24 protein-coding genes are annotated in these 24,205 nt (G+C 60.1%); 11 read left to right on the top strand and 13 right to left on the bottom strand.

Annotated elements, in window-relative coordinates:
• Positions 1-5: 5 nt before the first annotated feature.
• Positions 6-1,010, top strand: coding sequence for a ribosome small subunit-dependent GTPase A (rsgA, locus tag B9Z40_RS02865; RefSeq protein ID WP_100171797.1), 1,005 nt, complete (start codon positions 6-8; stop codon positions 1,008-1,010).
• A gap of 13 nt (positions 1,011-1,023) precedes the next feature.
• Here rsgA and B9Z40_RS02860 read toward each other — a convergent pair whose 3' ends face one another.
• A complete protein-coding gene (locus B9Z40_RS02860; protein ID WP_100171796.1) occupies positions 1,024-1,989 on the bottom strand; it encodes a CobD/CbiB family protein in 966 nt (321 codons plus the stop codon).
• An 18-nt stretch (positions 1,990-2,007) separates the two neighbouring features.
• Positions 2,008-2,733, bottom strand: coding sequence for a CoA pyrophosphatase (locus B9Z40_RS02855; RefSeq protein WP_233204764.1), 726 nt, complete (start codon positions 2,731-2,733; stop codon positions 2,008-2,010).
• Between the two features lie 97 nt (positions 2,734-2,830).
• Between B9Z40_RS02855 and B9Z40_RS02850 the strand changes: the two genes are divergently transcribed.
• Both B9Z40_RS02850 and B9Z40_RS02845 read left to right on the top strand, forming a co-directional pair.
• Positions 2,831-3,727 carry a hypothetical protein gene (locus B9Z40_RS02850; RefSeq protein ID WP_100171794.1) on the top strand — a complete coding sequence of 299 codons (897 nt, stop codon included), beginning with the start codon at positions 2,831-2,833 and terminating at the stop codon, positions 3,725-3,727.
• A 4-nt stretch (positions 3,728-3,731) separates the two neighbouring features.
• The gene (locus tag B9Z40_RS02845) at positions 3,732-4,961 is read left to right on the top strand and encodes an MFS transporter (RefSeq protein ID WP_233204763.1); all 1,230 of its coding nucleotides are present in this window, start codon (positions 3,732-3,734) and stop codon (positions 4,959-4,961) included.
• A gap of 50 nt (positions 4,962-5,011) precedes the next feature.
• On the opposite strand, the gene B9Z40_RS02840 is transcribed toward B9Z40_RS02845, so the two are convergent.
• The 5 genes from B9Z40_RS02840 to B9Z40_RS02820 form a co-directional block, all read right to left on the bottom strand.
• The gene (locus B9Z40_RS02840) at positions 5,012-6,019 is read right to left on the bottom strand and encodes a class 1 fructose-bisphosphatase (protein WP_100172881.1); all 1,008 of its coding nucleotides are present in this window, start codon (positions 6,017-6,019) and stop codon (positions 5,012-5,014) included.
• Between the two features lie 28 nt (positions 6,020-6,047).
• The gene (gene pepN / locus B9Z40_RS02835) at positions 6,048-8,759 is read right to left on the bottom strand and encodes an aminopeptidase N (protein ID WP_100172880.1); all 2,712 of its coding nucleotides are present in this window, start codon (positions 8,757-8,759) and stop codon (positions 6,048-6,050) included.
• A 33-nt stretch (positions 8,760-8,792) separates the two neighbouring features.
• Positions 8,793-9,897 (bottom strand): peptide chain release factor 2 gene (gene prfB / locus B9Z40_RS02830; RefSeq protein WP_100171792.1). Its coding sequence is split into 2 segments (ribosomal slippage): positions 8,793-9,815 and positions 9,817-9,897, totalling 1,104 coding nucleotides; the frame shifts between segments, so codons are not numbered across the junction.
• A gap of 71 nt (positions 9,898-9,968) precedes the next feature.
• A complete protein-coding gene (locus tag B9Z40_RS02825) occupies positions 9,969-10,499 on the bottom strand; it encodes a hypothetical protein (RefSeq protein ID WP_100171791.1) in 531 nt (176 codons plus the stop codon).
• A gap of 41 nt (positions 10,500-10,540) precedes the next feature.
• The gene (locus B9Z40_RS02820) at positions 10,541-11,455 is read right to left on the bottom strand and encodes an alpha/beta fold hydrolase (protein WP_199172477.1); all 915 of its coding nucleotides are present in this window, start codon (positions 11,453-11,455) and stop codon (positions 10,541-10,543) included.
• A 25-nt stretch (positions 11,456-11,480) separates the two neighbouring features.
• Between B9Z40_RS02820 and B9Z40_RS02815 the strand changes: the two genes are divergently transcribed.
• From B9Z40_RS02815 to B9Z40_RS02795, 5 genes are all read left to right on the top strand, one after another.
• Positions 11,481-13,262, top strand: a complete 1,782-nt coding sequence (locus B9Z40_RS02815) for an acyl-CoA synthetase (RefSeq protein WP_100171789.1) — start codon at positions 11,481-11,483, stop codon at positions 13,260-13,262.
• 73 nt (positions 13,263-13,335) lie between these two features.
• The gene (locus B9Z40_RS02810) at positions 13,336-14,397 is read left to right on the top strand and encodes an aldo/keto reductase (protein ID WP_100171788.1); all 1,062 of its coding nucleotides are present in this window, start codon (positions 13,336-13,338) and stop codon (positions 14,395-14,397) included.
• Between the two features lie 9 nt (positions 14,398-14,406).
• Positions 14,407-14,898 carry an aminoacyl-tRNA deacylase gene (locus B9Z40_RS02805; protein ID WP_100171787.1) on the top strand — a complete coding sequence of 164 codons (492 nt, stop codon included), beginning with the start codon at positions 14,407-14,409 and terminating at the stop codon, positions 14,896-14,898.
• Positions 14,899-14,926: 28 nt separating this feature from the next.
• On the top strand, positions 14,927-15,556 hold the full coding sequence (plsY, locus tag B9Z40_RS02800) for a glycerol-3-phosphate 1-O-acyltransferase PlsY (RefSeq protein WP_199172476.1): 630 nt from the start codon (positions 14,927-14,929) through the stop codon (positions 15,554-15,556).
• A complete protein-coding gene (locus tag B9Z40_RS02795; RefSeq protein ID WP_100171785.1) occupies positions 15,553-15,912 on the top strand; it encodes a RidA family protein in 360 nt (119 codons plus the stop codon). The genes plsY and B9Z40_RS02795 overlap by 4 nt, the downstream gene beginning before the upstream one ends.
• 16 nt (positions 15,913-15,928) lie before the next feature.
• Here the strand turns inward: B9Z40_RS02795 and bktB are convergent, their stop codons facing one another.
• The 4 genes from bktB to B9Z40_RS02775 form a co-directional block, all read right to left on the bottom strand.
• Positions 15,929-17,113, bottom strand: coding sequence for a beta-ketothiolase BktB (gene bktB / locus B9Z40_RS02790; protein WP_100171784.1), 1,185 nt, complete (start codon positions 17,111-17,113; stop codon positions 15,929-15,931).
• Between the two features lie 89 nt (positions 17,114-17,202).
• Positions 17,203-17,958, bottom strand: a complete 756-nt coding sequence (locus B9Z40_RS02785; RefSeq protein ID WP_100171783.1) for an SDR family NAD(P)-dependent oxidoreductase — start codon at positions 17,956-17,958, stop codon at positions 17,203-17,205.
• A 78-nt stretch (positions 17,959-18,036) separates the two neighbouring features.
• Positions 18,037-19,371: a c-type cytochrome gene (locus tag B9Z40_RS02780; RefSeq protein ID WP_199172475.1), complete on the bottom strand. Its 1,335-nt coding sequence runs from the start codon at positions 19,369-19,371 to the stop codon at positions 18,037-18,039.
• Positions 19,368-20,216 carry a c-type cytochrome gene (locus B9Z40_RS02775; RefSeq protein WP_199172474.1) on the bottom strand — a complete coding sequence of 283 codons (849 nt, stop codon included), beginning with the start codon at positions 20,214-20,216 and terminating at the stop codon, positions 19,368-19,370. Before B9Z40_RS02775 ends, B9Z40_RS02780 begins: the two co-directional genes overlap by 4 nt.
• Before the next feature lie 92 nt (positions 20,217-20,308).
• On the opposite strand from B9Z40_RS02775, the gene B9Z40_RS02770 reads away from it, so the two are divergent.
• Together B9Z40_RS02770 and B9Z40_RS02765 are read left to right on the top strand one after the other, a co-directional pair.
• Positions 20,309-20,827: a GNAT family N-acetyltransferase gene (locus tag B9Z40_RS02770; RefSeq protein ID WP_100172877.1), complete on the top strand. Its 519-nt coding sequence runs from the start codon at positions 20,309-20,311 to the stop codon at positions 20,825-20,827.
• Entirely contained in the window at positions 20,827-21,828 is a 1,002-nt protein-coding gene (locus B9Z40_RS02765; protein WP_100171782.1) for a tRNA-dihydrouridine synthase, read from the top strand. Before B9Z40_RS02770 ends, B9Z40_RS02765 begins: the two co-directional genes overlap by 1 nt.
• Here B9Z40_RS02765 and B9Z40_RS02760 read toward each other — a convergent pair.
• Both B9Z40_RS02760 and B9Z40_RS02755 read right to left on the bottom strand, forming a co-directional pair.
• Entirely contained in the window at positions 21,813-22,178 is a 366-nt protein-coding gene (locus B9Z40_RS02760; RefSeq protein ID WP_233204762.1) for an Hpt domain-containing protein, read from the bottom strand. The genes B9Z40_RS02765 and B9Z40_RS02760 overlap by 16 nt on opposite strands.
• A 54-nt stretch (positions 22,179-22,232) precedes the next feature.
• On the bottom strand, positions 22,233-23,129 hold the full coding sequence (locus B9Z40_RS02755; protein WP_100171781.1) for an NUDIX hydrolase: 897 nt from the start codon (positions 23,127-23,129) through the stop codon (positions 22,233-22,235).
• 144 nt (positions 23,130-23,273) lie between these two features.
• Here B9Z40_RS02755 and B9Z40_RS02750 point away from each other — a divergent pair, with 144 nt between their 5' ends.
• A complete protein-coding gene (locus B9Z40_RS02750) occupies positions 23,274-24,185 on the top strand; it encodes an SDR family NAD(P)-dependent oxidoreductase (protein WP_100171780.1) in 912 nt (303 codons plus the stop codon).
• The last annotated feature ends 20 nt before the right edge of the window (positions 24,186-24,205 follow it).

The following is a 24,205-nucleotide window of genomic DNA, read 5'->3' as shown; positions in this document are numbered from 1 at the left end:
GCGGCATGAATAAATTCAAAGCCCGTCAACTTGTGCCGCAAGTTGCCCATCTGACGGCAGATCTTGAGCCTGGTCTGGTGGTCGCCACGTATGGCCGTCATTGTTTGGTGGAGACACCCGAGGGCCGTCGCCTGATTTGCCACCCCCGTGGCAAAAAAAACCAAGTGGTCGTGGGCGACCAGGTGCTTTGGCAAACCGCAGGCGACGAGGGCAGCATTGAAAAACTGCAAGAGCGCCGCAACCTGTTTTACAGACAAGACGAAATCCGTACCAAATCTTTCGCAGCCAATCTCGACCGTGTGCTGATCCTGATCGCTGCTGACCCCGAATACTCGGAAAGCCAGCTTTCCCGCGCCTTGGTGGCGGCTGAAGCTGAACGCATCGTGCCCATCATTGCGCTCAATAAAAGCGATTTGGCTCAGCCCTTTGCGCAAGCTTGGGAGCGTTTGGCCCCTTACCGGGCCATGGGTTACAGCGTGATGCCCATCAGCCTGAGCCCGCGCAGCCCGGTGGCCGACGATGGTGTTGCGGATTTGTGTGCGCAACTGCAAGGCCTCACCACGCTGGTGCTGGGGCCTTCGGGCAGCGGCAAAAGCACCTTGATCAACCGCCTGGTGCCAGAGGCCCAGGTCGAGACGGGCGAGATATCGCTGGCGCTCAACTCAGGCAAGCACACCACCACCAGCACCCGCTGGTATTGGGTGCCCGCACTCGATGTTGCACCCGATGCTTCTGCCGAATCGAAAACTGTGCGTGGGGCGCTGATCGACTCACCAGGCTTTCAAGAGTTTGGCTTGAACCACATTGAACCCACTCGCCTGGCCGATTGCATGCCCGACTTGCGCAAGTATTTGGGCGGATGCAAGTTTTACAACTGCACGCATTTGCACGAGCCCGGTTGTGCCGTGTTGGCACAGGTGGAAACCGAGCAACACCGGGGCACCATCAGCGCAAGGCGTCACCGCATTTACGCGCAATTGTTTGAAGAGTTGGGCCAGGTGCGCTGGTAAGTAGTCGGGCCTTTCAGCCCACCAAGTTGGCCATGGTCAGCAAAGCCACCAACACCAGCCACATGATCACGGTGCGCCAAACCAGTCCAACCACTTGCGCAAAGTGGGCGACCTCGGGCACTCGGCCGGGTGTGCTGCTGCCGCCGGAAGTATCTGGGCTGTCGTCGTCTTCGCTGGGTGCTTGTAGAGGGGCTCCGCCCAAACGGATGTTGATCGCACCTGCTGTCGCGGCCAGGATCACCCCGTCGTTGTCCTCTGGAAAGTTTTGTGCATGGTTGCGCCAACCATCCATGGCATCTTCAAAGCTTCCCACAATGGCAAAACCCAAAGCAGTCATGCGAGAGGGCAGCCAGTCCAAGGCCAGCCAAGCCCTTGAGGCCACTGAACGCAGGGCCTCACTCACCACCGAGCCATCCATTGTGGGCGCTTGCCAGCGCCGTTGCGCCAGTTCAGCCAGGCGGTACACCACGGCACCCACTGGCCCTAAGCCGATGATGGACAAAGCGGCATACCAAAAGAAAACACCAAACACATGCCGATGGGCCGCGATCATCGAGTACTCAATGACATGGCGCACGATTTCGCTGCGAGGTATTTGACCGACCTGCACTTGTTGCCATTGCGCCAGCAGTTCTCGGCCCAGAGTTTCATCGCCGTTTTCAAGCGCTTCGCGGATGGCCGTGAAATGGTGGCTGAATTGACGAAAGCCCAAGGTCACGTAAAGCAAGGCCACATTCCAAACCACAGCCAACAGCCAACCCAAACCCCATTCGAGTGTCCAGTGGACCAGCATGGTCAACAGAGCAGGACCTATGACCGTGATGCCCCAAGTGATCCAGGCTTGGTGCTGAACGCCGGCATCAAAGGTGCGGGCAACCCACGCGATCCACCGGTTCATGGTGGTGTAAATTACATTGACGGGGTTCAATGGCCGGGCTTGTTCTAGCACCAAGGCCAGCAGAATGGCAAAAAAACTCATGGTTGACTCTTGGTTGACTCATGGTGCCGGGTTGACCACTAAAAAACGGTAGAAGTTACGAAGCATAGCGGCTGTTGCACCCCAGATGAAACGGTCAATTTCTTCGCTCTGGCCATCCGGTCTCAAACGAGACTCTTGGTAGGGCATGGAAAACCATTGTCGCTGCGCTCCTTGCCACTCAAAGGCATGACGGCGGTGGTGCGCTGGGTTCATCAAAAAAGACAGTGGCACCTCAAACACATCCTGCACCTCCTCAGCGTTGGGCCTCAAATCGAATTCGGGTTTGACCAGCGCGATGACAGGGGTGACCCAAAACGCAGTGCCTGTCACATAAACCGGCAATTCGCCAATCACTTGGACGTGTTGGGGGTCCAGACCCACTTCCTCTTCGGCCTCACGCAGCGCAGTGGCTTGATGGTTGGCATCTTGTGGGTCCACTTTTCCACCTGGAAAGGCGATCTGGCCTGGGTGCGTGCTCATGTGGTTGGCCCGCTGGGTCAGCAATATGGTGGACTGCGCAAAATCAGCCCCCCGCATCACGATGGGCACCAGCACGGCCGCTTGTGCAGGTTTTCGGCTTGAAAAAGAAGTTTCCCGTTCGACTTCTGGCTGCCAAGCAGGTGGCTTGGCAAAACGCGCCTTCAAGGCCTCGGGCAGCCAATGTGCCGACGGCACAGCCGGCATATCGTGGTCGATGCGCCAAACCGGAACATTGCGGGGATCGAAGGACAAAGGAGTAGACACAGCCTTTATTTATAACCGACACAGAGGCTGCCCGCTTTAGAATGACCCACGCCGCATTTTTTAGCAGCGCTATTTTTTATTGATTTAGGTTGACAGCATGAAGCGCGATTATTTTTCTCAGAACCCTTCGTCCGACCGCCGTTTTGGCGAACACCGATCCGGCACCTGCATGGCATTGATCGATGGTCGTTTTTTGATCTGGATGGCCCAACAAGGTGCTGTGGGTGCCACAGGCGAGTCGGTCAACCGCCACGGTTTGCTCAGTTTGCTGTCACATGCGCTGGCCCATGCTGGGCTGGATGTGGATTTGCGGCGCATTTATTGGTACAGCGACCGTTCGGACGGCTTGATCATCGATGACCAAATTGTGCGTTTGGTGCAAACCCATGACGCAGATGGCGGGGCGTCTTTGTTGCGTTCACTGGGTCATGACCTGAAGCAACTGGCCGAGCACCACGCGTGCGACCATGTGCTGGTCGCCAGCGACGACGAGCGTTTTTTGGCCACCATTGACGAAGCGCAACTCAGTGGCGTGAGCGTGCATTTGTTGGCCGATGAGTCGGCTCGCAACATGCCCCAAATGGTGCGCACCGATCCGGGCTGGGCCCGCTTGCTGGCCCAAGGCGATCGTCGCGTGGTGGTCAACTCGCAAGCCCTGGCCGACATGCTGCAAGGCAAGTTGCCCACGGGCATGGGCTTGGCTTTGGAGGACGTGGAAGAGCTGCGCCAATCGATGCACGAGGTGATCACCGCTTGGTGGGCCGACGAGCCTGAGGATTTGCGTGAAGACCTGCGCGAGGCGCTGCAAGTGAGCCGAGGCATTCCGCAAGAGGTTGACCGGCAACTTTTGCTGCGCATGCGCCAGCGTCTGGCCCGTGCATTGAGCTTGCCCGAGAAGAAAATGTTGCGCGAAACCTTGCGTGCGGTGGTCGCCATTCCGAGTGAAGCGCCTGCACCGGTCAACGACAGTTTGCCGCCTGACATCCAAGCGTAAGCCCGTGCATTCTGGTTCTGCCCCTTTGAGAGAGCTTTGGGCTCAGCGAGGGTATGTCCGTTTCTTACTGGCTCGCATCAGTGGTCTGACGGCCAACCAGATGCTCATGGTGGCTGTGGCTTGGCACATGTACGACCTGACGTCGAGCGCGTGGGACTTGGGCTTGGTGGGACTTTTCCAGTTTGTCCCGGCCTTGTTGTTTGCTTTGCCCGCGGGTCATGTGGTGGATCGTTTTCACCGAGGGCGTATTTTTGCTTTGTGCGTGTTTGTGCAAGCGATGGTGGCCGTTTTGCTGGTGTGCTCGCTGGAGTGGCATTTCGCATCTCGTGGTTTGATCTTGGCCATTTCGGTGCTGCTGGGCATGACCCGTGCCTTTCAGATGCCGGCACAGCAAGCATTGACACCGACGTTGGTCCCGCAGCATTTGTTACCCCGTGCCGTGGCGCTGAGTTCAGGCAGTGTGCAGTTGGCCATCATTGCCGGCCCAGCCTTGGGCGGCATCATTTACGCACAGGGCCCTGTTTCCGTGTACCTCACAGCTGGAGCCATGCTGCTTCTGGCGGCTCTTTTGAGTCTGTTTGTTCACTACCCTCACCGAGCTTCCACACAGGCGGCTACGCTGCGTCATTTGCTGGCCGGGCTGGTGTTTGTTTGGCGGCACAAAGTGCTTTTGGGGGCCACATCACTGGACATGTTTGCTGTGCTGCTGGGCGGTGCCACTGCATTGCTGCCCATTTACGCCCGGGATATTTTGCATGTCGGCCCTGAGGGCTTGGGTGTGTTGCGCGCAGCGCCTGCGGTGGGGGCTTTGCTCATGTCTTTGGCACTCACCCGTTGGCCCCTTGAGCGGCGCGTGGGCCCCAAACTGTTGATGGCCGTGGCGGTGTTTGGTCTGGCCACTGTGGCCTTTGGCTTGTCTCAGAGCTTCTGGTTGTCGGTCATGGCTTTGGCTGTGACGGGGGCAGCCGACAACATCAGTGTGGTGGTGCGTCTGACCGTGATGCAACTGGAAACCCCCGATGAGATGCGGGGGCGGGTGGCTGCTGTGAATTCGATTTTCATTGGCGCTTCCAACCAATTGGGTGAGTTCGAATCCGGCAGCGTGGCAGCGTTGTGGGGCCCTGAATTTTCTGTGATCAGTGGCGGTGTGGGCACTGTCATGGTGGCCGCGCTTTGGTTGCGTTTGTTTCCGGGTTTGGCGCGGCGCGACCACTTGCGGGCAGCGGGGTCGTGAAAAAGCCCTGATGCGGGTGCACCAGGGCTGAACATCCCAACTTTGAAAAGTTAAGCTTTTGCGTGGTAACTGGTCAGACGGTCCACTTCATTTTTGGAGCCCAAAATCACACTGACCCGCTCATGCAATTGGCTGGGTTGCAAATCCAAAATGCGTTCCTTCCCGTTGGTGGATGCGCCACCGGCTTGCTCGATGAGCCAGCTCATGGGGTTGGCTTCGTAAAGCAGGCGCAGCTTGCCGGGTTTGTGCGGCTCGCGCTTGTCCCAGGGGTACATGAACACGCCGCCACGGGTCAGGATGCGGTGCACATCGGCCACCATGCTCGCGATCCAGCGCATGTTGAAGTCCTTGCCGCGCGGGCCTTCCTTGCCTTGCAGGCATTCATCGATGTAGCGGCGCACGGGCTCGTCCCAGTGGCGCATGTTGCTCATGTTGATGGCGAACTCTTTGGTGTCGGCGGGCACTTGCACGTTTTCTTGGGTGAGCACAAAAGAGCCTTGCTCGCGGTCGAGCGTGAACATGGCCACGCCGTCGCCCACGGTGAGCACCAGCGTGGTTTGGGGGCCGTACACGCAATAACCTGCGGCCACCTGGTTTTTGCCGGGTTGCAAGAAGTCTTGCTCGGTCACGCCCTGGCTGTCGTCCGCTTTTTTCAGCACACTGAAGATGGTGCCAATGCTGACGTTCACATCGATGTTCGATGACCCATCCAGTGGGTCAAACATGAGCAGGTATTCGCCTTGCGGGTAGCGGTTGGGCACCAGGTAGATGCTGTCCATCTCTTCGCTGGCCATGGCCGCCAGATGTCCGCCCCATTCGTTGGCTTCGAGCAGCACTTCGTTGGCGATGATGTCCAGTTTCTTTTGCACCTCGCCTTGCACATTCTCGCTTTCTGCACTGCCCAGCACGCCGCCCAAAGCGCCTTTGTTCACGGCATGGCTGATGCTTTTGCAGGCACGGGCCACCACTTCGAGCAACAAACGCAAATCGGCCGGGATGTGGCCCTTGTCGCGTTGTTGTTCGACCAGGTAGCGGGAGAGGGAAATTTTGCTGCTCATGTTCATTCCTTGACTTGAAGCTGCGCGATCAAGCCGCACTCAGCGCACGGCTGATGACTTCGCGCACATCGTTGGAGAGATCCGATTTGGCTGCCACGCGCTCGATGGCCACTTTGGCCGCACTGCGGTAAGGCTCGGCCAAGCGGCTCCAGCGGTCCATGGCACGGGCCAGACGGGCCGCCACTTGTGGGTTGATGGCATCGAGCGCCAGCACCTGCTCGCTCCAATACACATAACCCGCCGCGTCGGCACGGTGGAAGCCTGCCGGGTTGGCGCTGCAGTAACTGAAGATCAGGCTGCGGGCCCGGTTGGGGTTGCGCAGGCTGAAGTCGGCATGTTGCATGAGCTGACGCACACGCGGCAACACGTCGCCAGCACGATCGGGCGCACCGGCCTGCAAGGCAAACCATTTGTCAATGACGAGCGCTTCGTGCTGGAAGAGTTTGTGGAAGAGTGCCAGTGCATCCTGCGCCAGTGCATGGCCGCTCACCACCAACGCCGACAGCGCGTTGAAGCGGTCGGTCATGTTGCTGGCATCCTTGAACTGTTGGTACACGCGGCCCGGGGTGACAGCATCACCGCTCTGCACAGCGGCCACGCACAGCATGCCCATGGCCAGACCCGCCAGGGCGCGGCGGCCGCTCGACTTGGCGTCGGGGCGGTAAGCGCCGTTTTGCTTGTGCGCGTCCCAAGCCCATTGCCAATCCGCTTGCAGGGCCGTGGCCAGCTGCAGGCGCATGTTTTCGCGCAGGGCGTGCACGCGTTGTGGGTCCACCACGTCAAGTTGATCGGCAATGTAGTTTTCAGACGGCAGTGTGAGTGCCAGGTCTTTGAAGGCGGCATCCAACTCGGGGTGGCGCAACACATTGCGCAAGGCGGCCACCAGTTCATCCGACAGGACAGGCGTGCCTGTCATATCCTTGTTTTGCTGAATGGCATCGAGCGCGCTTTGCAGCATCAGTCGCTGCCCTGCTTCCCATTGGTTGAACGGGTCGCTGTCGTGCGCCAGCAAGATCAGCAAGTCGGACGCCGACAAGCCGTCTTCTAACACCACTGGGGCGCTGAATGCCCGCAGCAGTGAGGGCACGGGTTCGCAGTCGACGTTGACAAAGGTGTAGCTGGCGCTGGCTTCGGTCAGCACCAAAGTTTGTTGCAACGCGCTGTCGGCAGAACCGGACAGTTGCAGGGGCAGTGCATGGCCTTCGTGGCTGAGCAGGCCCAAAGTGACGGGAACGACAAAAGGGGCTTTGCGCTCTTGGTCCGGTGTGGCCGGGCAGCTTTGGCTGAGCGTGAGCGTGTAGCTGCGCTCGGCGGCGTTGTAAACGCCTGATGCTTGCAAGCGGGGTGTGCCCGCCTGGCTGTACCAATGTTTGAAAGCGGGCAGGTTCTGTGCCAGTGCAGAGGCTGGATTGGCATCGGCGATCGCTTGCGCAAAATCATCACAAGTCACTGCCTGGCCATCGTGGCGCTCAAAGTACAGCTTCATGCCTTTGGCAAAACCATCGCGGCCTTGGCTGTCCGCTGGCGTGGCCACCAAGGTCTGCATCATGCGAACGACTTCTGAGCCCTTTTCGTAGATGGTGACGGTGTAGAAGTTGTTGATTTCCACATAACTGTCAGGGCGCACCGGGTGGGCCATGGGGCCTGCGTCTTCGGCAAATTGCACCGTGCGCAAGACACGAACGTCTTCAATCCGTTTGACGGCGCGGGCGCTGGCCTCACCCGCCATGTCCTGGCTGAACTCTTGGTCACGGAAGACGGTCAGGCCTTCTTTCAGGGACAGCTGGAACCAGTCACGGCAGGTGATGCGGTTGCCCGTCCAGTTGTGGAAGTACTCGTGGCCGACCACGGACTCGATGTTGCCGAAATCCATGTCGGTCGCTGTGTTCGGGTTGGCCAATACGAACTTCGTGTTGAAGATGTTCAAACCCTTGTTTTCCATCGCACCCATGTTGAAGTCGCTGGTGGCAACAATCATGAAGCGTTCCAGATCGAGCGGCAAACCAAATCGGGCCTCGTCCCAAGCCACGCTGGCCATGAGCGAGTTCATCGCGTGTTCGGTCTTGTCCAAATCGCCTGGGCGCACGAAGACCTGCAGCAGGTGATCAGTGCCACTGCGGCTGGTGATGCGTTGCTCGCGGGCCACGAGTTGGCCTGCGACCAAGGCAAACAAATAACAGGGCTTTTTGTGCGGGTCAACCCACTTGGCAAAGTGGCGACCATCGTCCAGATCGCCTTGCTCGACCAGGTTGCCGTTGGAAAGCAGCACCGGGTACTTGGCCTTGTCGGCTCGCAGCGTGACGGTGTAGCTGGCCATCACATCCGGACGGTCCAAGAAGTAAGTGATGCGGCGGAAACCCTCGGCTTCGCATTGCGTGAAGAAGGTGCCCTGGCTGACGTACAGACCCATCAGCTGGGTGTTTTTCTCGGGGTTGCAGGTGGTGAAAATTTCCAAGTCGAAAGCGTCTTCGCCTTCGGGCAGATTTTCCAACACCAACTTCCCCGCATCCATCTTGAAGGATGTGCCCGCGCCGTTGACCATCACACGCGCCAGGTTCAGGTCTTCGCCATCCAGGCGCAGCGCTTGGGCCGCCACATCGGGGTTGCGGCGCAGGCGCATCTTGTTCAGCACGCGGGTTTTGACCGGGTCCAGATCAAAGGTCAAATCGACCGTGTCGATCCAAAAAGCCGGGGCGGTGTAAGCCTCCCGGTGAATCGCTGAGGGTTGTCCTTCACGCATCACTAACTCCATTTTGCTTGAGGTCTGACAAGGTCAGAGGCCTTGTTTCAGTGAGGCTTCGATGAACGCATCGAGGTCGCCATCCAGTACTTTTTGCGTCGCCGAAATTTCGACGTTGGTGCGCAAATCCTTGATGCGGCTGTTGTCCAGCACATAGCTGCGGATCTGGTGACCCCAGCCCACATCGGTCTTGGTGTCTTCGAGCTTTTGTTGCTCTTCCATGCGTTTGCGCATTTCGAAGTCGTACAGGCGCGAGCGCAGGCGTTGCCAAGCGACGTCGCGGTTGCTGTGCTGGCTGCGGCCATCTTGGCACTGCACCACGATGCCCGTGGGGATGTGCGTCAAGCGCACCGCCGAGTCGGTCTTGTTGATGTGCTGACCGCCCGCGCCGCTGGCACGGAAGGTGTCGGTGCGCACGTCAGACGGGTTGATGTTGATCTCGATCGAGTCGTCGATTTCGGGGTACACAAACAGCGAGGCAAAAGACGTGTGGCGGCCACCCGACGAGTCGAAGGGGCTCTTGCGGACCAAACGGTGAACGCCGGTTTCAGTGCGCAGCAGGCCAAAAGCGTATTCGCCTTCGATCTTAATGGTCGCGCCCTTGATGCCTGCGGTGTCGCCCGGGGTTTCGTCTTCGACAGTGGCTTTGAAGCCCTTGCGTTCGGCGTACTTGATGTACTGGCGCAGCAGCATGCTGGCCCAGTCGCATGCTTCGGTGCCGCCTGCGCCGGCCTGGATGTCGACGAAGCAGTTCAGTGGGTCCGCCTCGTGGCGGAACATGCGGCGGAATTCCAAGTCTTCAACCAGTGCAGTGAGCTTGGCAGTTTCCGCTTCGATGGTCAGCAAACCATCGTCATCGCCTTCTTCCTTGCTCATCTCAAAGAGTTCAAGGTTGTCGGCCAACTCGCTGGTCAGGTTGGTGATGGTCACCACCACGCCGTCCAGCGCTTTTTTCTCTTTGCCCAGTTCTTGGGCTTTTTTCGGGTCGTTCCAGACCGCAGGATCTTCGAGAGATGCGTTGACGGTTCTCAGCCGTTCAGATTTGGCATCGTAGTCAAAGATACCCCCGTAACTCGTGGGTACGAGCGGTCAGGTCTGTGAGGGATGCGCCGATTTGGTTGATGTGTTCTGCGTCCATGGGGAATGTGTCCGGTTCGGTAAACCGGACATTTTCTCATGACTTGATGTCTTGCAGCTTGGCCGCAGGCCTCAAAACTGACGCCCATAGGAGAACATCAGCGCCGCGGTGCCCAAAAACTTCATTTGAACCGAGTCGTGCTGCGTCAGCTTGTAGCCCACGGCCGGGATGATGGCCGGGTTGAAGCCTTTGTAGTTCAGGGGCACTTTGTTCTCGTACGGGGCCACGTAGCCGTACATCAAGCCCGCTGTGACTTTGGCAAACAACTGGGGAACCCCCAAGAGATGGTTGAACTGCTGGCCTGCGTACACGTAGACAGATGGCTGACCAAAGGAGTTGCTGAAGAAGCTGACGCCACACAAGCGGTCACCGGGCAGTTGTTCGTCGACAGCGAACAGCACCACCTGCTTGTGTTCGGGGTTCTGGCTCCAGTGGTGGGTATAGGGTGAAAACGTGAGCTCTCCCCGGTGAGTGGGTTCTGCCGCTCCTTTCACCGCCAAGAAGTCCGGGCAATAGCGCTGGGCTCCTTCGGCGTGGGCACCCCCGACCAAAGTGGCCATGGCCAGAGCCAAAATGAATTGCAAAGTATAAAAAATGCGCATGGTCAAAGGTCGCCAAAATGAGAACGGATAGATTTTAGGACTTAAGCCAGAAACGTTTCGAGGATGTTGGCCAGTGCGTGGGGTTGGTCGTGGTGAAGCATGTGGCCCGCATCTTCAATCGTGGCTTTTTCCAGTTGGGGCACAGATTTCAACCGCTCGTGAAACTCGGCCAGGGTGTATTTGCCCTTCCACCACTGCGACAGCGAGTCATCGGACGCTTCGACCGCCAAGACCGGGGCGCTGATGCGCTGGTACATGGCCAGTGCTTCTTCGACTCGAAATAAATAAGGGTTGATGACCTTGTGGGCTGAATCCCCCAAGATGCGCCATTGGCCATCTGGACCCGGCTGGGCCCAATGCTGTGCCAGCCAGTCTGCTTGGGCCTGGCCCAAGCGGCGGTTGGTTTTCATCAACCGGGCGGCAACGCCTGCGGCGTCGGCATAGGGTTTGAGGGCGTTGTCATCTTCGCGTTGGGCTTTGATTTCGTTCAGCCACTGTGTCATGCGGCTGGGGGCTTGCGCGGCGCTTGTCGCTGCCATGCCAAATCCTTCCAAATTGACCAGCCGTCGGATGCGTTCGGGCCGAGAGCCTGCGTACATCATTACCACGTTGCCGCCCATGCTGTGGCCCACCAGATCAATCGATTGTCCGGGGTACAACTGGTCAAGCAAAGCATCCAGATCGGCCAGGTAGTCGGGAAACCAATAACTGTCGGTCGCCGGGGCCTCGGTCAGGCCGTAGCCGCGCCAGTCCATGGCGATGATGGGGCGCTGGCTGACAAAAGCCTCGCTGAAGGCGTCCACCATGAATTGCCATGAGGCCGCCACGTCCATCCAGCCGTGGGCCAACACCAGCGGGGTGGCACCGGGCTTGGGCGTGCCCCATTGGCGGACGTGGTAGCGGCAACCGCGCAGCGGCACCATCAGGCTTTGTGATTCGCGTAAAACTTGGTACATACTTTCAATCATAAGGAGACAAACGATGAGCGTCAGTCGCAACCAGGACCGCCCGAGCCCTGCCACCCCTGACCGCTATGCGGCGATTCACCAAGGTTTCGGCTGGAAAGTGCCCAAGCGCTTCAACATGGCGCAGGCTTGCTGCGGTCAATGGGCTGCGCAGCCCGCCACGGCGCGGCGCACCGCCATCCGCGAACATGTGGCTGGGCAAGGCTTGGGTCGCAGCTGGACTTTCGGCCAGCTGCAGCGTGACGCCAACCGCCTGAGCCATGTGCTGCGTGCCCAAGGCGTGCGGCGCGGCGAACGCGTGGCGATCGTCATGCCCCAGCGTTATGAAACGGCCGTGGCCTACATGGCGGTGCTGCAAATGGGCGCGGTGGCCATGCCGCTGTCCATGTTGTTTGGCCCCGAGGCCTTGTCGTTTCGCATCAACGACAGCCAAACCCGTGTGGCCGTGTGTGACGAATCGACCATCGAGGCCTTGCGACAGTCCCGTCCAGATTGCCCTGACTTGCAAACCTTGATCGGAGTGGGGCAGGCCGGGGCGCTGGCTGACTTGGATTACGCGCAAGCGGTTGCCAGCCAGAACGAATCGTTCAAAGCCGTGAGCACTCTGGCCGAGGACCCGGCGGTGTTGATTTACACCAGTGGGACCACCGGTAACCCCAAAGGCGCTTTGATTCCGCACCGAGCCTTGATGGGCAACCTCACGGGTTTTGTGTGCAGCCAGAACTGGTTTGGTTTTGACCCGTTTGACGCCAGCCGTTCTTCCAAAGCGGTGTTCTGGTCGCCTGCCGATTGGGCCTGGACGGGCGGTTTGATGGACGCCTTGTTGCCCAGTTTGTACTTTGGCAGGCCTATCGTGGCTTTTAACGGGCGTTTTACACCCGAGGCTGCGTTCGAGATTTTGCAAAGCCATGCGGTCACACACACCTTTTTGTTCCCCACGGCGCTCAAAGCCATGATGAAGGCGGTGCCCGATGTGAAAGCCCGTTACAGCTTGAAGCTGCAAGCCATGATGAGCGCGGGCGAAGCCGTGGGCGATGCGGTGTTTGCCTATGTCCAGCAGGAGATGGGGGTGACGGTGAACGAGATGTTCGGACAGACCGAGATCAACTACGTGGTGGGCAACTGCACGCGTTTGTGGCCGGCCAAACCCGGTAGCATGGGCAAGGGCTATCCCGGCCACCAAGTGGCGGTCATTGATGACGCAGGCCGTATCTGTCCTTCTGGCATGCCGGGCGAGGTGGCTGTCAACCGTTTCGATGTGCATGGCCACCCCGATCCGGTGTTCTTTTTGGGCTACTGGAACAACGACAAAGCCACCCAAGCCAAATACACGGGCGATTGGTGCCGCACGGGCGACATGGCCGTGGCCGACGAGGACGGCTACCTTTGGTACCAAGGCCGAACCGATGACATGTTCAAGGCGGCGGGTTACCGAATTGGCCCGGGAGAGATCGAGAACTGCTTGGTCAAGCACCCCGCCGTGGCCAACGCCGCCGTGGTGCCCAAGTCCGATAAGGACCGGGGCGCACTGGTGAAAGCCTATGTGGTGCTGTCGCCGGACGCGCTGGCGCAGAGGGCCACCGCGGCCCGCAGCGCCAAGTTCGAAGAAGGTGTTCGTCAGTCGCTGCAGGCACATGTGCGCGGGCTGCTCGCACCTTACGAATACCCCAAAGAGATCGAATTCATCGACCAGTTGCCCATGACCACCACGGGCAAGGTGCAGCGGCGGGTGCTGCGTCTGCAAGAAGAGGCCCGGGCGACGGTGACAGACGCCCCCGTCGGTGGCGTGACAAAATAAGCCACTATTGGTCAAGCGCTTCTTGACGCCCCATTTTTCCGCTTTTCCCCGCTTTTCACCGACAGGACACACCATGAAACTCGTTCAATTGGGTCAATCCGACCTGCAAGTGACCCCGATTTGCCTGGGCACCATGACCTTTGGCCAGCAGGTCAATGAAACCGATTCGCACACCATCCTGGACCGTTCGCTGGAAGCGGGCATCAACTTCATCGACACCGCCGAGATGTACGCCGTGCCTGCTTCTGCAGACACCTGCGGTGCGACCGAAACCTTCATCGGCAACTGGTTTGCCAAGCACCCGGGTGCTCGCCAGAAGTTGGTGCTGGCCACAAAGGTGGCGGGCCCCTCGCGCGGCATGCCTTGGATCCGTGAGGGCACGGGCATGACGGGGCAAGACATCCTGAACTCGTGCGACGCCAGCCTGCGCAGACTGCAAACCGATGTGATCGATCTGTACCAAATCCACTGGCCTGAGCGTCATGTGCCGGTGTTTGGCATGACCTACTTTGATCCTGCCAAAGACAAGTCGGTCACCTCGATCCACGAACAGCTCGAAGCCCTGTCCAAACTGGTCAAGGCGGGCAAGGTCCGTCATATCGGCTTGTCGAACGAAACACCATATGGCGTGCACGAGTTTGTGCGCTTGGCCGAGCAGCATGGCCTGCCGCGTGTGGCCACGGTGCAAAACCCCTACGCACTGGTGAGCCGCACTTACGACAACGGTCTGGACGAAACTTGCTACCGACTGAACGTGTCGATGCTGGCGTATTCGCCACTGGCCTTTGGCTTGCTGACGGGCAAATATGACAACGACGATTTGAAGGGCCCTCTGGTGCCCGATGGCGGTCGTATTGCCCGTTACGACTCGATGCGCAAACAGCGCTGGGGCCGCACCGAAGCCCTGGTGGCCGCACGACGCTACAACCAGTTGGCACGCGACAACGGCATGACACCCACCCAAATGGCGCTGGCGTTTTGTTACCACCGCTGGAGCGTGACCAGCACCATCATCGGCGTGACGTCGCTGGCGCAGCTCAACGAAGACTTGGCCGCTTGGAGCACCCAGCTTTCGCCGGAAGTGCTCAAGGCGATCGACGACATCCGCTGGGAGCTGCGCGACCCGGCTTTGTGATTTCGGCCCATGGCCAAAAAAGACAAAGTCAGTGAAACCCCGGCCACGGCGCTCTTGCGCCAGCACGGGGTGAGTTTCACCGAACACCCTTACGAGTACCTGGAGCACGGGGGTGCGCAGCACAGCGCGCAGGTGCTGGGCATGGACCCGTTCAGCGTTGTCAAGACCCTGATCATGCAAGACCAGGACGCCAAACCGCTGGTCGTGCTGATGCACGGCAACCGCAAGGTGTCGACCAAAAACCTGGCGCGGCAAGTGGGTCTCAAATCCATCGAGCCCTGCGCCCCCGAGGTGGCCAACCGCCACAGCGGTTACTTGGTGGGCGGTACCTCGCCCTTTGCCACGCGCAAGCAGATGCCCGTCTTCATCGAAGAAACCATTCTCGGTTTACAGCGCATTTGCATCAACGGCGGCAGGCGCGGGTACTTGGTGGGCATAGACCCTCAGGTGTGCGTGCGGTTGCTCGGGGCCCAGCCCGTGAATTGCGCACTGGCAGAATGACGCCCATACAAGAACAAGGGAGCTTTTGATGGAATGGATGATGCCGGTGGCCGTGGTGGTGGCCAGTTATCTGCTGGGCTCGCTCAGTTTTGCGGTCATCGTGAGCCGACTGATGGGCCTGAATGACCCACGCGAATACGGCAGCAAAAATCCCGGTGCTACCAACGTGCTGCGCTCGGGCAGCAAAAAAGCCGCGATCTTGACCTTGCTGCTCGACGCCGCCAAAGGCTGGTTGCCTGTGGCCCTGGTGTTGACGCTGGGGCCAGACTTTGGTCTGGGCGTTGGCGTGGCGGCTTGCGCAGGCTTGGCGGCATTTTTGGGGCATTTGTACCCGGTGTTTTTCGGGTTTGTGGGTGGCAAGGGCGTGGCCACGGCGGTGGGCGTGGTGGTCGGTGTCAATGGTTCTCTGGCCTTGGCGACTGTTTTGACTTTCGCCATCGTGGTGTATTTCAGCCGCTATGTGTCCTTGGCGTCGATGGTGGCGGCGGTGTTTGCGCCAGCTTTTTATGTGTTTGGCAGCGGGGTGGCTTGGCAGGCGACAGCCCCTGAGGTCTTGTGTTTGGCCGCTATGGCGCTGCTTTTGGTTTGGCGTCACCGCGAAAACATCCAACGCCTGTTGGACGGTAGCGAGTCCAAATTGGGCAAGAAAAAAGAATGAGCCAGGACCTGCAACGTTTGCATGTAGCGGCCCGCTACAGCGAAGCCGCTATTTTCAACGGCGTGGTGTACTTGGCGGGCATGGTGCCCGAGTGCGAAGCCACCGACATCCGCAGCCAGACAGCCGATGTGCTGCTCCAAATTGAGCAGCGGCTGCTCGAGGCAGGCAGCGACAAAACCCGCATTTTGCGCACCCAGATTTACCTGAAAGACATCACCGACATCGCGGCCATGAACGAGGTCTGGGACGCGTGGGTGGTGGCGGGCAGCGCCCCGCCCCGCGCCACCGTGCAAGCGCCGCTGGCCGATCCGGCCTATTTGATCGAAGTGGTGGTCACGGCGGCGGTGAAGCCCTGAGGCTTCACCCGTTGCATCACATGCGCTCGAAGATCGCTGCAATGCCCTGACCGCCGCCGATGCACATGGTCACCAGTGCGTAACGTCCCTGAACGCGTTCGAGTTCGTAAAGCGCTTTCACGGTGATCAAAGTGCCCGTGGCACCGATGGGGTGACCCAGTGAGATGCCCGAGCCATTCGGGTTGACTTTGGCGGGGTCCAGGCCCAGTTCGCGGGTCACGGCGCAGGCCTGGGCAGCAAAGGCTTCGTTGGCCTCAATCACATCCAAGTCGTTCACAGTGAGGCCGGTTTTCTTGAGCACCGCTTGTGTGGCTGAGATCGGGCCCACGCCCATGATCTTGGGGTCCAGACCCGTGTGGGCATAACCCACCAGGCGCGCCATGGGCTTGGCACCCCGGGCTTTGGCGGTACCGGCTTCCATCAGCACCACAGCGGCAGCAGCGTCGTTGATGCCCGAGGCGTTGCCCGCGGTCACGGTGCCGTTTTCTTTCAAAAACACGGGCTTGAGCTTGGCCATGTCTTCGAGCTTGCAGCCGGGGCGGACGTGCTCGTCGGTGGTGTAAGCCGCTTCGCCTTTTTTGCTTTTCAGCATGACCGGCATGATCTGGTCTTTGAAATACCCGGCAGCGGTGGCACGCTCGGCGCGGTTGTGGCTTTCCACCGCCAGTGCGTCTTGCATCTCGCGGGTGATGCCGTATTTGGCGGCCACATTTTCAGCGGTCACACCCATGTGGATGGTGTTGAAGGGGTCGTGCAAGGCACCCAACACCATATCGACCATTTTGGTGTCACCCATGCGTGCGCCCCAGCGGGCGGACAAAGAGGCGTAGGGGCCACGGCTCATGTTTTCAGCACCGCCGCCAATCGCGATGTCGCAGTCGCCCAGCAAGATGGACTGGCTGGCGCTGACGATGGCCTGCAGACCCGAGCCGCACAGGCGGTTCACGTTGAAGGCGGGCGTGCCTTCGGCGCAGCCGCCGTGGATGGCCGCCACGCGCGACAAATACATGTCTTTGGGCTCGGTGTTGACCACATGGCCAAACACCACATGGCCCACGTCTTGGCCTGAGGTGCCAGCACGCGCCAGTGCCTCGCGCACCACTTGCGCGGCCAGTTCGGTGGGCGCGATGTCCTTCAGGCTGCCGCCATAGGTACCAATGGCGGTGCGCACACCGCTGACAACAACAACTTCACGGCTCATGGGAAAGGTCTCCAGTTTGAAAAAAATGAAAAATGGGCTGGGCCAGCATCCCGACAGTGTCGGACGCGATGGCTACATCGGCCTGACATTCAGGCCCGAACGTCTGCCACGGGTTCTTGACCGAAGTCTGGCCGGGCCAGAAAACGCAAGACCTGCTCGGCAGCTTGTTCGGGCGAACTGAGCTGGCCCTGAGCCTTGAGTTGCAAAAACTTCGACTGGTCCGGAAAAGCTTCACCCACCGCGCCGCGCAATTGCACCTGCATGTCGGTGTCGATCACACCGGGTGCCAATGAGCAAACTTTGGCCCCATGGCTGCGTAAGGCCTCGTCCAGCGCCATGCAGCGGGTGAAATGGTCCATGCCCGCTTTGGCGGCGCAATAACCCGCTTGAGAGGCCATGGGAAAGCGCCCCAAGCCCGATGAAATGTTGAGCACTTTGCGAGGCAGGGTCCAGCTTTCCGTGGCCCCCAGAAATGCCGCGCACAGTTGCATGGGCGCTTCCAGCCCAACCCGCAGCGCTTGGGCCAAATCTTGGGCATCGGCTTGGCTCAGGGGCCCTATGCGGGGAATGACACCCGCGTTGTTGATCAGCGTGACGCTGGCGAAAGAGGCCATGTCTTGGCTTTGCAGCCAATCGCGCAGACGTTCGCTGGCCCCTTGTCCATCGCTCAGATCGTGCGTCCATTGCATCAGCGGCACTTGGCCGTTTTGAGCCGCAGCGGCCAATGCAGCGTTGGTGTGGCGCGAAATGCAAAGCAGGCTGTTGCCGGGTGTGAGCAATTGCTGCGCCATGGCCAAGCCCATGCCCCGAGAGGCACCTGTCAAGATGTAAAGGTGGTGTGTCATGCCCGAAATGTTAACGGCATGGCCTTGGCCAAGCGGTGCCGCACATGACAAGTTTGGCCTGCAGGGTAACCACACTGCTCAGCGGCCTTGTGCAGCCCGAATCCGGTTGACCTGCAAAGGCGTGACTTCGCCCGCCTGGTTGCCCCATTGGGTGCGCAGGTGGGTGAGCACGGCGGCGATGTCGCGGTCATCCAGCTCCAGCACAGCCGGCGGCATGCCAAAGGGGCGAGGGTGACCCGCCGTCACGGGGCCATAGCCACCGTAAAGCACCAGCTGCACCAAGTTGGTCGGGTCTTTCAGCAGCACGGCGCGATTGCCCGCCAAAGCCGGGTAGGCCAAATCGCCTGACACGGTTTTCATGCCCGCGCCTTGCTCACCGTGACATTGCAGGCACTGGCGTTCGTACACTTTGGCGCCTTGGTTGGCCACTTGCAGCGTGATGCGTGAAGGCTTGGTGTCGGTAAGTTGGGCTTGCGGCGTGCTTTGTGCACGCGACTGCAAATACACCGCCATGGCCTGCAGGTCAGCCTCGGTCAAGTGCTGCAGACTGTGCTGAACCACCTCGCCCATGGGGCCGTTGGTTTGCGCGGTGGCAGACTGGCCCGTGCGCAGCAGTCGTACGATCTCGGGCAGGGGCGTGCTGGCCATGCCGGCCTCAAAATCGCGGGTCAGGTCAGGGGCGTACCAATTGACCACCGGTATCAGGCCGCCCGACAAATCGTTCACCGGTCCAGGGGCCCCCAGTGCGTTACGCGGGCTGTGGCAGGCGGCGCAGTGGCCAAAGCCCTGCACCAAATAGGCACCACGGTTCCATTCGGCGCTTTGGGTCTTTTCAGCCTCGAAGGGACTGGGCTGGAAATACAGGCTGCGCCAAACGGCCAGAGCAGGCTGCGTGCCCAAGGGCCAGACCAAGGTGTGGGCGGGTTGCGCCTGTGCCACTGGAGGCAGGGTGTTCAGCCATGCAAACACCGCGTCGCTGTCTTCGCGGGTCACCACGCTGGTGTGGTTGTAGGGGAAAGCTGGGGTCAATAAACGCCCGCCTTTGGAGCGGCCCAGGTGCATGGCTTGCCAAAAGTCGTGTGTGGTCCAGCGGCCCAAACCGGTGTCGGGGTCGGGCGTGAGGTTGCTGCTGTACACGCCGCCAAAGGGCGTCTCGATCCGGCGCCCACCCGCCAAAGGCGTTCCGCCCCGGGTGGTGTGGCAGGCCATGCAATTGCCCGCCAAGGCCAAGTAGCGGCCTTGTTCAATTTGGGCTTTTTGGTCTTTGACCAAGGCTAAAGGGGCAACTTTGGAGGGGTTCAACAGGTCCCCCCAGTTGTCCACCACCACACCAAGGGCCAATACCAAGAGGCTGGTCAGCGTGACCCAAGCCAGTCGCTTGACGGGGTGCATGGTTTGCAGGAACTGTTTCATGGGCGGCCCCCGGTCTGTGCTGTGCGCGAGGTCGACAGTTCTGGCGCACTCCCGCAGCGCAGTGCTTCAGGCAAAGCAGGCCCCGCTGGAGGCCCATCGGCCGGCCGGGTGTCGGCAGGCAGCGGCTGGCGTGCCAACCAACTGGACACCGCGATCAGGTCTTGCGCGGGCATGCGTTTCACAATCTCGGCCATGCAATCCGGCGCGTGGGCACGGCGTTGACCGGTTTGCCAAGCACCCAGTTGGGCGTTCAGGTAGTCCAAGGGCAAACCCAGCAGGCCAGGCACGTTGGGCTTCATACCCGTGAGGCGGGTGCCGTGGCATTGCGTGCAGGCGGGCAGGCCGCGCGTGGCATCGCCTTGTGTGACCAGTTGCTGGCCTTTGGCAAGCCGCTCGGGGGTGATGGCGTTGTTGGCGGTGGGTGCGGGATAGGGCAGTTTCAGGTCGGCAAAGTACTGTGCCATCTCGCCCATGTAAGCATCGGTCAAGGGGTCGACCAAGCGGGCCATCAGCTCGTAATGGCGTCGACCTTGCGCGAAATTGCGCAACTGGTTGTGTAAGTAACCGGCGGGTTTGCCTGCCAAGCGAGGGTAATAACCATCTGGCCCGGCGCGGCCTTGGTCGCCGTGGCAGGCGGTGCAGGCCCTTGTGCGCTCGGCCATGTCATCGGTGAATCGGGCGGGCGTTTGTGCACTGGCGGGGCCTGCCAGCAACCCCAATGTGACCCACAGCAAGCCCAACACCAAGCCTTGGTTGGCCAAAGCAAAAGCCCGGCTGGCGAGCTTGATGCGGGGGCGTGCCACCGGGAGAGAGTTGAAATATTGGGCTTTGAAAAGGGTCCTCATGGATTGAAGATAACCGAAGCGGCGACAATGTTGGGTTTTGCGCCAAATGCCCATGTATTTAGGCGATGTGTTTTTTCTTATTTGTTCAAGCCATGTCCGATATCCAAGTCCGATTCGCCACCCTCAAAGACGCCCCTGCTGTCGCCGCATTGCATGTGAGCGCCTGCCGCGCCGCGTATGCAGGCCAAGTGCCTGACTCCCATTGGGATGCCACGCCCATGCCCAAACGTGTGTCGTTCTGGAAGGAAGCCATCGAATACGGTGAACCGCAAGTGATGGTGGCGGTTGAAGGCCAAGACATTGTGGGTTTTGTGGGTTTTGACCGCTCACGCGACCCCAAGTCCAAAAACACCACGGGTGAAATCTGGGCCATTTACGCTGCGCCCGACCGCATTGGCCAAGGCGTTGGCCTGGCTCTGTGGGATGCAGCCCGCGAAGGTCTGGAGGACGAAGACTGCACCGACGTCACGGTTTGGCTGCCCTTGCTGCACGAACAAACCCTGCGCTTTCACGATCTGGCCGGTTTCAAGCGCGAGATGAACACCGCCCGCACCGTGCCTTTGGGGGGTGTGAAAGTGGAAGAAGTGCGCCTCAAGCGCAAGCTGGGCTGATGCCCCTCACGCCCCTGACGCCCCTGACGCCTTCTGGGGCACGCATTCTGCTGGCCCCCATGGAGGGGCTGCTGGACCACACCTTGCGCGACATGCTCACGCGGGTGGGTGGGGTGGATTTGTGCGTGTCCGAGTTCATCCGTGTCACCAACACCGTCTTGCCGCGCCGCGCCTTCATTCGTGTGGCGCCTGAACTCTTGAACAACAGCCGCACCGTGGCGGGTGTGCCCGTCAGGGTTCAATTATTGGGGTCTGACCCCGATTATTTGGCGGCCAACGCTGCGGCGTTGGCCAGGTTGGAGCCGGCGGGCATTGATTTGAACTTTGGGTGTCCGGCCAAGACGGTGAACCAGCACCGCGGTGGTGCGGTGTTGCTGGACGAGCCGGAGTTGGTCGGGCAGATCGTGGCAGCAGTGCGCAGGGCGGTGCCTGCGCACATTCCGGTATCGGCCAAGATGCGTTTGGGCTACAACGACGACAGCCGCGCCGAAGAGTGTGCTTTGGCCATCGAAGCTGCCGGGGCCAGCGATTTGGTGGTGCATGCCCGCACCAAGGCCCATGGTTACCGCCCGCCTGCGTATTGGGACCGTATTGCCGACTTGCGCCAGCATGTGCGCATGCCCATGGTGGCCAATGGCGAGATTTGGACTTTGGCAGACGCTTTGCGTTGTCGTGACGTGACCGGTTGTGACCGCATCATGATCGGGCGGGGCATGGTGGCAGATCCGGGGCTGGCCTTGGCCATCGCACAGCACGATGCGGCCTGCACAGGTTTGTCTGCGAAGGCAGTGACTTGGGGCCAAATTGTGGGTTTGATGCGGCTGTTTTGGCAGGGCATTGCTTTGCGTGTGGCGCCGCGCCACCGCGCTGGCCGGCTCAAGCAGTGGCTCAATTTTTTGCGCCGTGTCTACCCCGAGGCGCAAGAGGCGTTCGAGCAGCTGCGCTTGCTGCACGACCCCGCCAAGATCGACCAGTGGCTGGCCAATCAGGTGGCTGAGTGAAGGCTCAGGTGAGTGGCCACTTCGGTACGAAGTGTTTCCAACTGAGGCGCCAGGCGCTTGTAGGCGGTGCGGACATCCGATGACTCGGCGTGTTTGCTCAGGTGCTCGACATTCACCACCAGTTCCACCAAGCTGTCGACACAAAACACCGGGGTGAAGCCTTTGAGTTGGTGCAGCAAGCGGTTGGCGCCGTGCATATCGTCTTGATCCAACAGCGCTTGGATGCGCGGCAAGTCATCACCCAAGGTTTGGTGCAAGGTTTTCAACAGGGTCAAAACCCCGTTGGCATCCCCGATGAATTCCATGGCCCGGTCAATAGACAGGTAAATCGGTTCGGCGAGAGAGCTCATAAAGTCAAGAGAGGTTGCATCCAATAAGGTTACAAATTGTAATACCCAAGAATGTCAACCCAACAAACCTGACAAACCTGTCTCGGGCTCAAAGCGCTTGTTTTTGAACATCAAACGGGTGGGCCCCGGAAAAGCCGCTTGTTTCACAGAGTGTCTCGGGTCGCCGGGGTAGCAAATCGTGCGAATGCCATCGTGGTCAAAAGGCTCGGGCTCCACCACCGGGGGTTGGCGGCTCTGCGCTTCGGCCAAGGCACTGTGGGTGTCGGTGTGCCGTGCCAGTTGAACCAAGCCCATGATTTGGGGCGGCGCCAATTCAATCTGATGGTCCCAATACCGGGTCAGCGCCTCACGGGGCGTGGTCCAAAGGGTTTCGGTGGTTTCGTGGTTGTCGTGTGCTGCGGTTTGGCCCTCGGGCACGCGGGCGATGAAAAAACGGGTGTCAAAACGCTTGTGGGTGACCGAGGCCTGCCGTGGCGTGATCCACCGGGTCCAAGGCACCAAAGCGTCGGTGGCCAAGCGAAGCGACAGCGCCTGAAAAGCATCTGCCCAACTTTGGCCATTGGCCAATGCGTTTTGCAGGGCTTGTAAGTCAGTGGACACGCTGGTGTTGGCTTGCGGTGCCAAAGCTTGGCCCAGCAAGATGCCGCACTCCTCAAACGCTTCCCGAATGGCTGCAACAAACAAGCCGGCGGCTCGCTCCGGGTTCAAGTCGGGTTCGGCCAGGCGCTGGTGAAGAGTCGACGGCTCTTGGCTCAGACGCGACAGCACCGCCGGACTTTGGTCGGCCAGATCGAGCTTGCCACCGGGAAACACATAGGCCCCGCCCAGCACGCTGGACGCTTGATGGCGTCTGAGCAGCAGCACTTGCAGGCCTTGGGCGCTGTCTCGCAGCAGAACCACCGAGGCAGAGTCCAGCGGTGGCGTGGTGATGATTTGGGTGTTCAGTTCCATGGGCAAGCTGTCAATCGTGCAACACAGTCTGTGGGCTGCTTGTTTTAAAGTGAGCCCCAGTTGGGGGGTAAACAACCAGATTAGCAGACGTTGATCCAAGTCCCTGTCACCCATTCACACACACATTCACACCAAGGAAAACACATGACCATCGATTTCAAAGGGCAAGTCGCCATCGTCACGGGCGCAGGCGGCGGTTTGGGCAAGCAGCACGCGCTGGCGCTGGCTGCCCGTGGGGCCAAAGTGTTGGTCAATGACCTGGGTGGCGATGTGCGTGGGGACGGCGGCTCGGTGTCGGCGGCGCAGGCCGTGGTTGACGAAATCCGCGCAGCAGGCGGTGAAGCCTTGGCCAACGGCGCTTCGGTCACCGACTTTGAGGCGGTCAAAGCCATGGTCCAACAAGCGGTGGATGCCTGGGGCCGTGTGGACATTTTGGTCAACAACGCCGGCATCTTGCGTGACAAGAGCTTTGCCAAGATGGAGTTGGCCGACTTCAAACTGGTCATGGACGTGCACGTCATGGGCGCGGTGCACTGCACCAAAGCGGTGTGGCCCCTCATGCAGGCGCAAAACTATGGCCGAGTGGTGATGACCACGTCGTCCAGCGGTTTGTATGGCAATTTTGGCCAAGCCAATTACGGCGCGGCCAAGATGGCGCTGGCGGGCCTGATGCAAACCTTGTCCATTGAGGGTGAAAAAAACAACATCCGGGTCAACTGCCTGGCCCCCACGGCCGCCACCCGCATGACCGAAGGCCTCATGCCCGAGCAAGTGCTCAAAGCCCTGGACCCCAGCGCCGTGGTACCTGCCATGCTGGTCATGGCCAGCGTGGACGCGCCCAACCGGACCATCATTTGTGCAGGTGCAGGCAGCTTTGAGGTGGCACACATCACCCTGACGCAAGGTGTGCACTTGGGCGTAGGCCCCGACACCGCCGACCGCCTGGCTGCAGCGATGGCGCAGGTGACCGATCGCCAAGGCGAAACTGTGCCGCTTTCGGGTTCAGCGCAGGGCGCACTGGAAGTGGGCAAGGCCTTGGCGGCGCATGGTGGGTAAAACCAGTCACGATCACCCGC

The sequence above is a fragment of the Limnohabitans sp. 15K genome (assembly GCF_002778285.1).
GTDB lineage: Bacteria > Pseudomonadota > Gammaproteobacteria > Burkholderiales > Burkholderiaceae_C > Limnohabitans_A.
The sequence above is the reverse complement of the archived record's forward strand: the minus strand, read 5'-3'. Positions and strand labels throughout refer to the sequence as shown.

Coding starts and splice junctions, on each gene's coding strand:
- B9Z40_RS02820 (WP_199172477.1), bottom strand. CDS start 11,455: ATGTACCAAGTTTTACGCGAATCACAAAGCCTGATGGTGCCGCTGCGC.
- B9Z40_RS02755 (WP_100171781.1), bottom strand. CDS start 23,129: ATGGAACTGAACACCCAAATCATCACCACGCCACCGCTGGACTCTGCC.
- B9Z40_RS02770 (WP_100172877.1), top strand. CDS start 20,309: ATGTCCGATATCCAAGTCCGATTCGCCACCCTCAAAGACGCCCCTGCT.
- B9Z40_RS02785 (WP_100171783.1), bottom strand. CDS start 17,958: ATGACACACCACCTTTACATCTTGACAGGTGCCTCTCGGGGCATGGGC.
- B9Z40_RS02815 (WP_100171789.1), top strand. CDS start 11,481: ATGAGCGTCAGTCGCAACCAGGACCGCCCGAGCCCTGCCACCCCTGAC.
- B9Z40_RS02750 (WP_100171780.1), top strand. CDS start 23,274: ATGACCATCGATTTCAAAGGGCAAGTCGCCATCGTCACGGGCGCAGGC.
- B9Z40_RS02805 (WP_100171787.1), top strand. CDS start 14,407: ATGGCCAAAAAAGACAAAGTCAGTGAAACCCCGGCCACGGCGCTCTTG.
- B9Z40_RS02825 (WP_100171791.1), bottom strand. CDS start 10,499: ATGCGCATTTTTTATACTTTGCAATTCATTTTGGCTCTGGCCATGGCC.
- plsY (WP_199172476.1), top strand. CDS start 14,927: ATGGAATGGATGATGCCGGTGGCCGTGGTGGTGGCCAGTTATCTGCTG.
- rsgA (WP_100171797.1), top strand. CDS start 6: ATGAATAAATTCAAAGCCCGTCAACTTGTGCCGCAAGTTGCCCATCTG.
- B9Z40_RS02810 (WP_100171788.1), top strand. CDS start 13,336: ATGAAACTCGTTCAATTGGGTCAATCCGACCTGCAAGTGACCCCGATT.
- B9Z40_RS02850 (WP_100171794.1), top strand. CDS start 2,831: ATGAAGCGCGATTATTTTTCTCAGAACCCTTCGTCCGACCGCCGTTTT.
- B9Z40_RS02860 (WP_100171796.1), bottom strand. CDS start 1,989: ATGAGTTTTTTTGCCATTCTGCTGGCCTTGGTGCTAGAACAAGCCCGG.
- B9Z40_RS02840 (WP_100172881.1), bottom strand. CDS start 6,019: ATGAGCAGCAAAATTTCCCTCTCCCGCTACCTGGTCGAACAACAACGC.
- B9Z40_RS02775 (WP_199172474.1), bottom strand. CDS start 20,216: ATGAGGACCCTTTTCAAAGCCCAATATTTCAACTCTCTCCCGGTGGCA.
- B9Z40_RS02795 (WP_100171785.1), top strand. CDS start 15,553: ATGAGCCAGGACCTGCAACGTTTGCATGTAGCGGCCCGCTACAGCGAA.
- bktB (WP_100171784.1), bottom strand. CDS start 17,113: ATGAGCCGTGAAGTTGTTGTTGTCAGCGGTGTGCGCACCGCCATTGGT.
- B9Z40_RS02780 (WP_199172475.1), bottom strand. CDS start 19,371: ATGAAACAGTTCCTGCAAACCATGCACCCCGTCAAGCGACTGGCTTGG.
- B9Z40_RS02760 (WP_233204762.1), bottom strand. CDS start 22,178: ATGAGCTCTCTCGCCGAACCGATTTACCTGTCTATTGACCGGGCCATG.
- B9Z40_RS02765 (WP_100171782.1), top strand. CDS start 20,827: ATGCCCCTCACGCCCCTGACGCCCCTGACGCCTTCTGGGGCACGCATT.
- pepN (WP_100172880.1), bottom strand. CDS start 8,759: ATGCGTGAAGGACAACCCTCAGCGATTCACCGGGAGGCTTACACCGCC.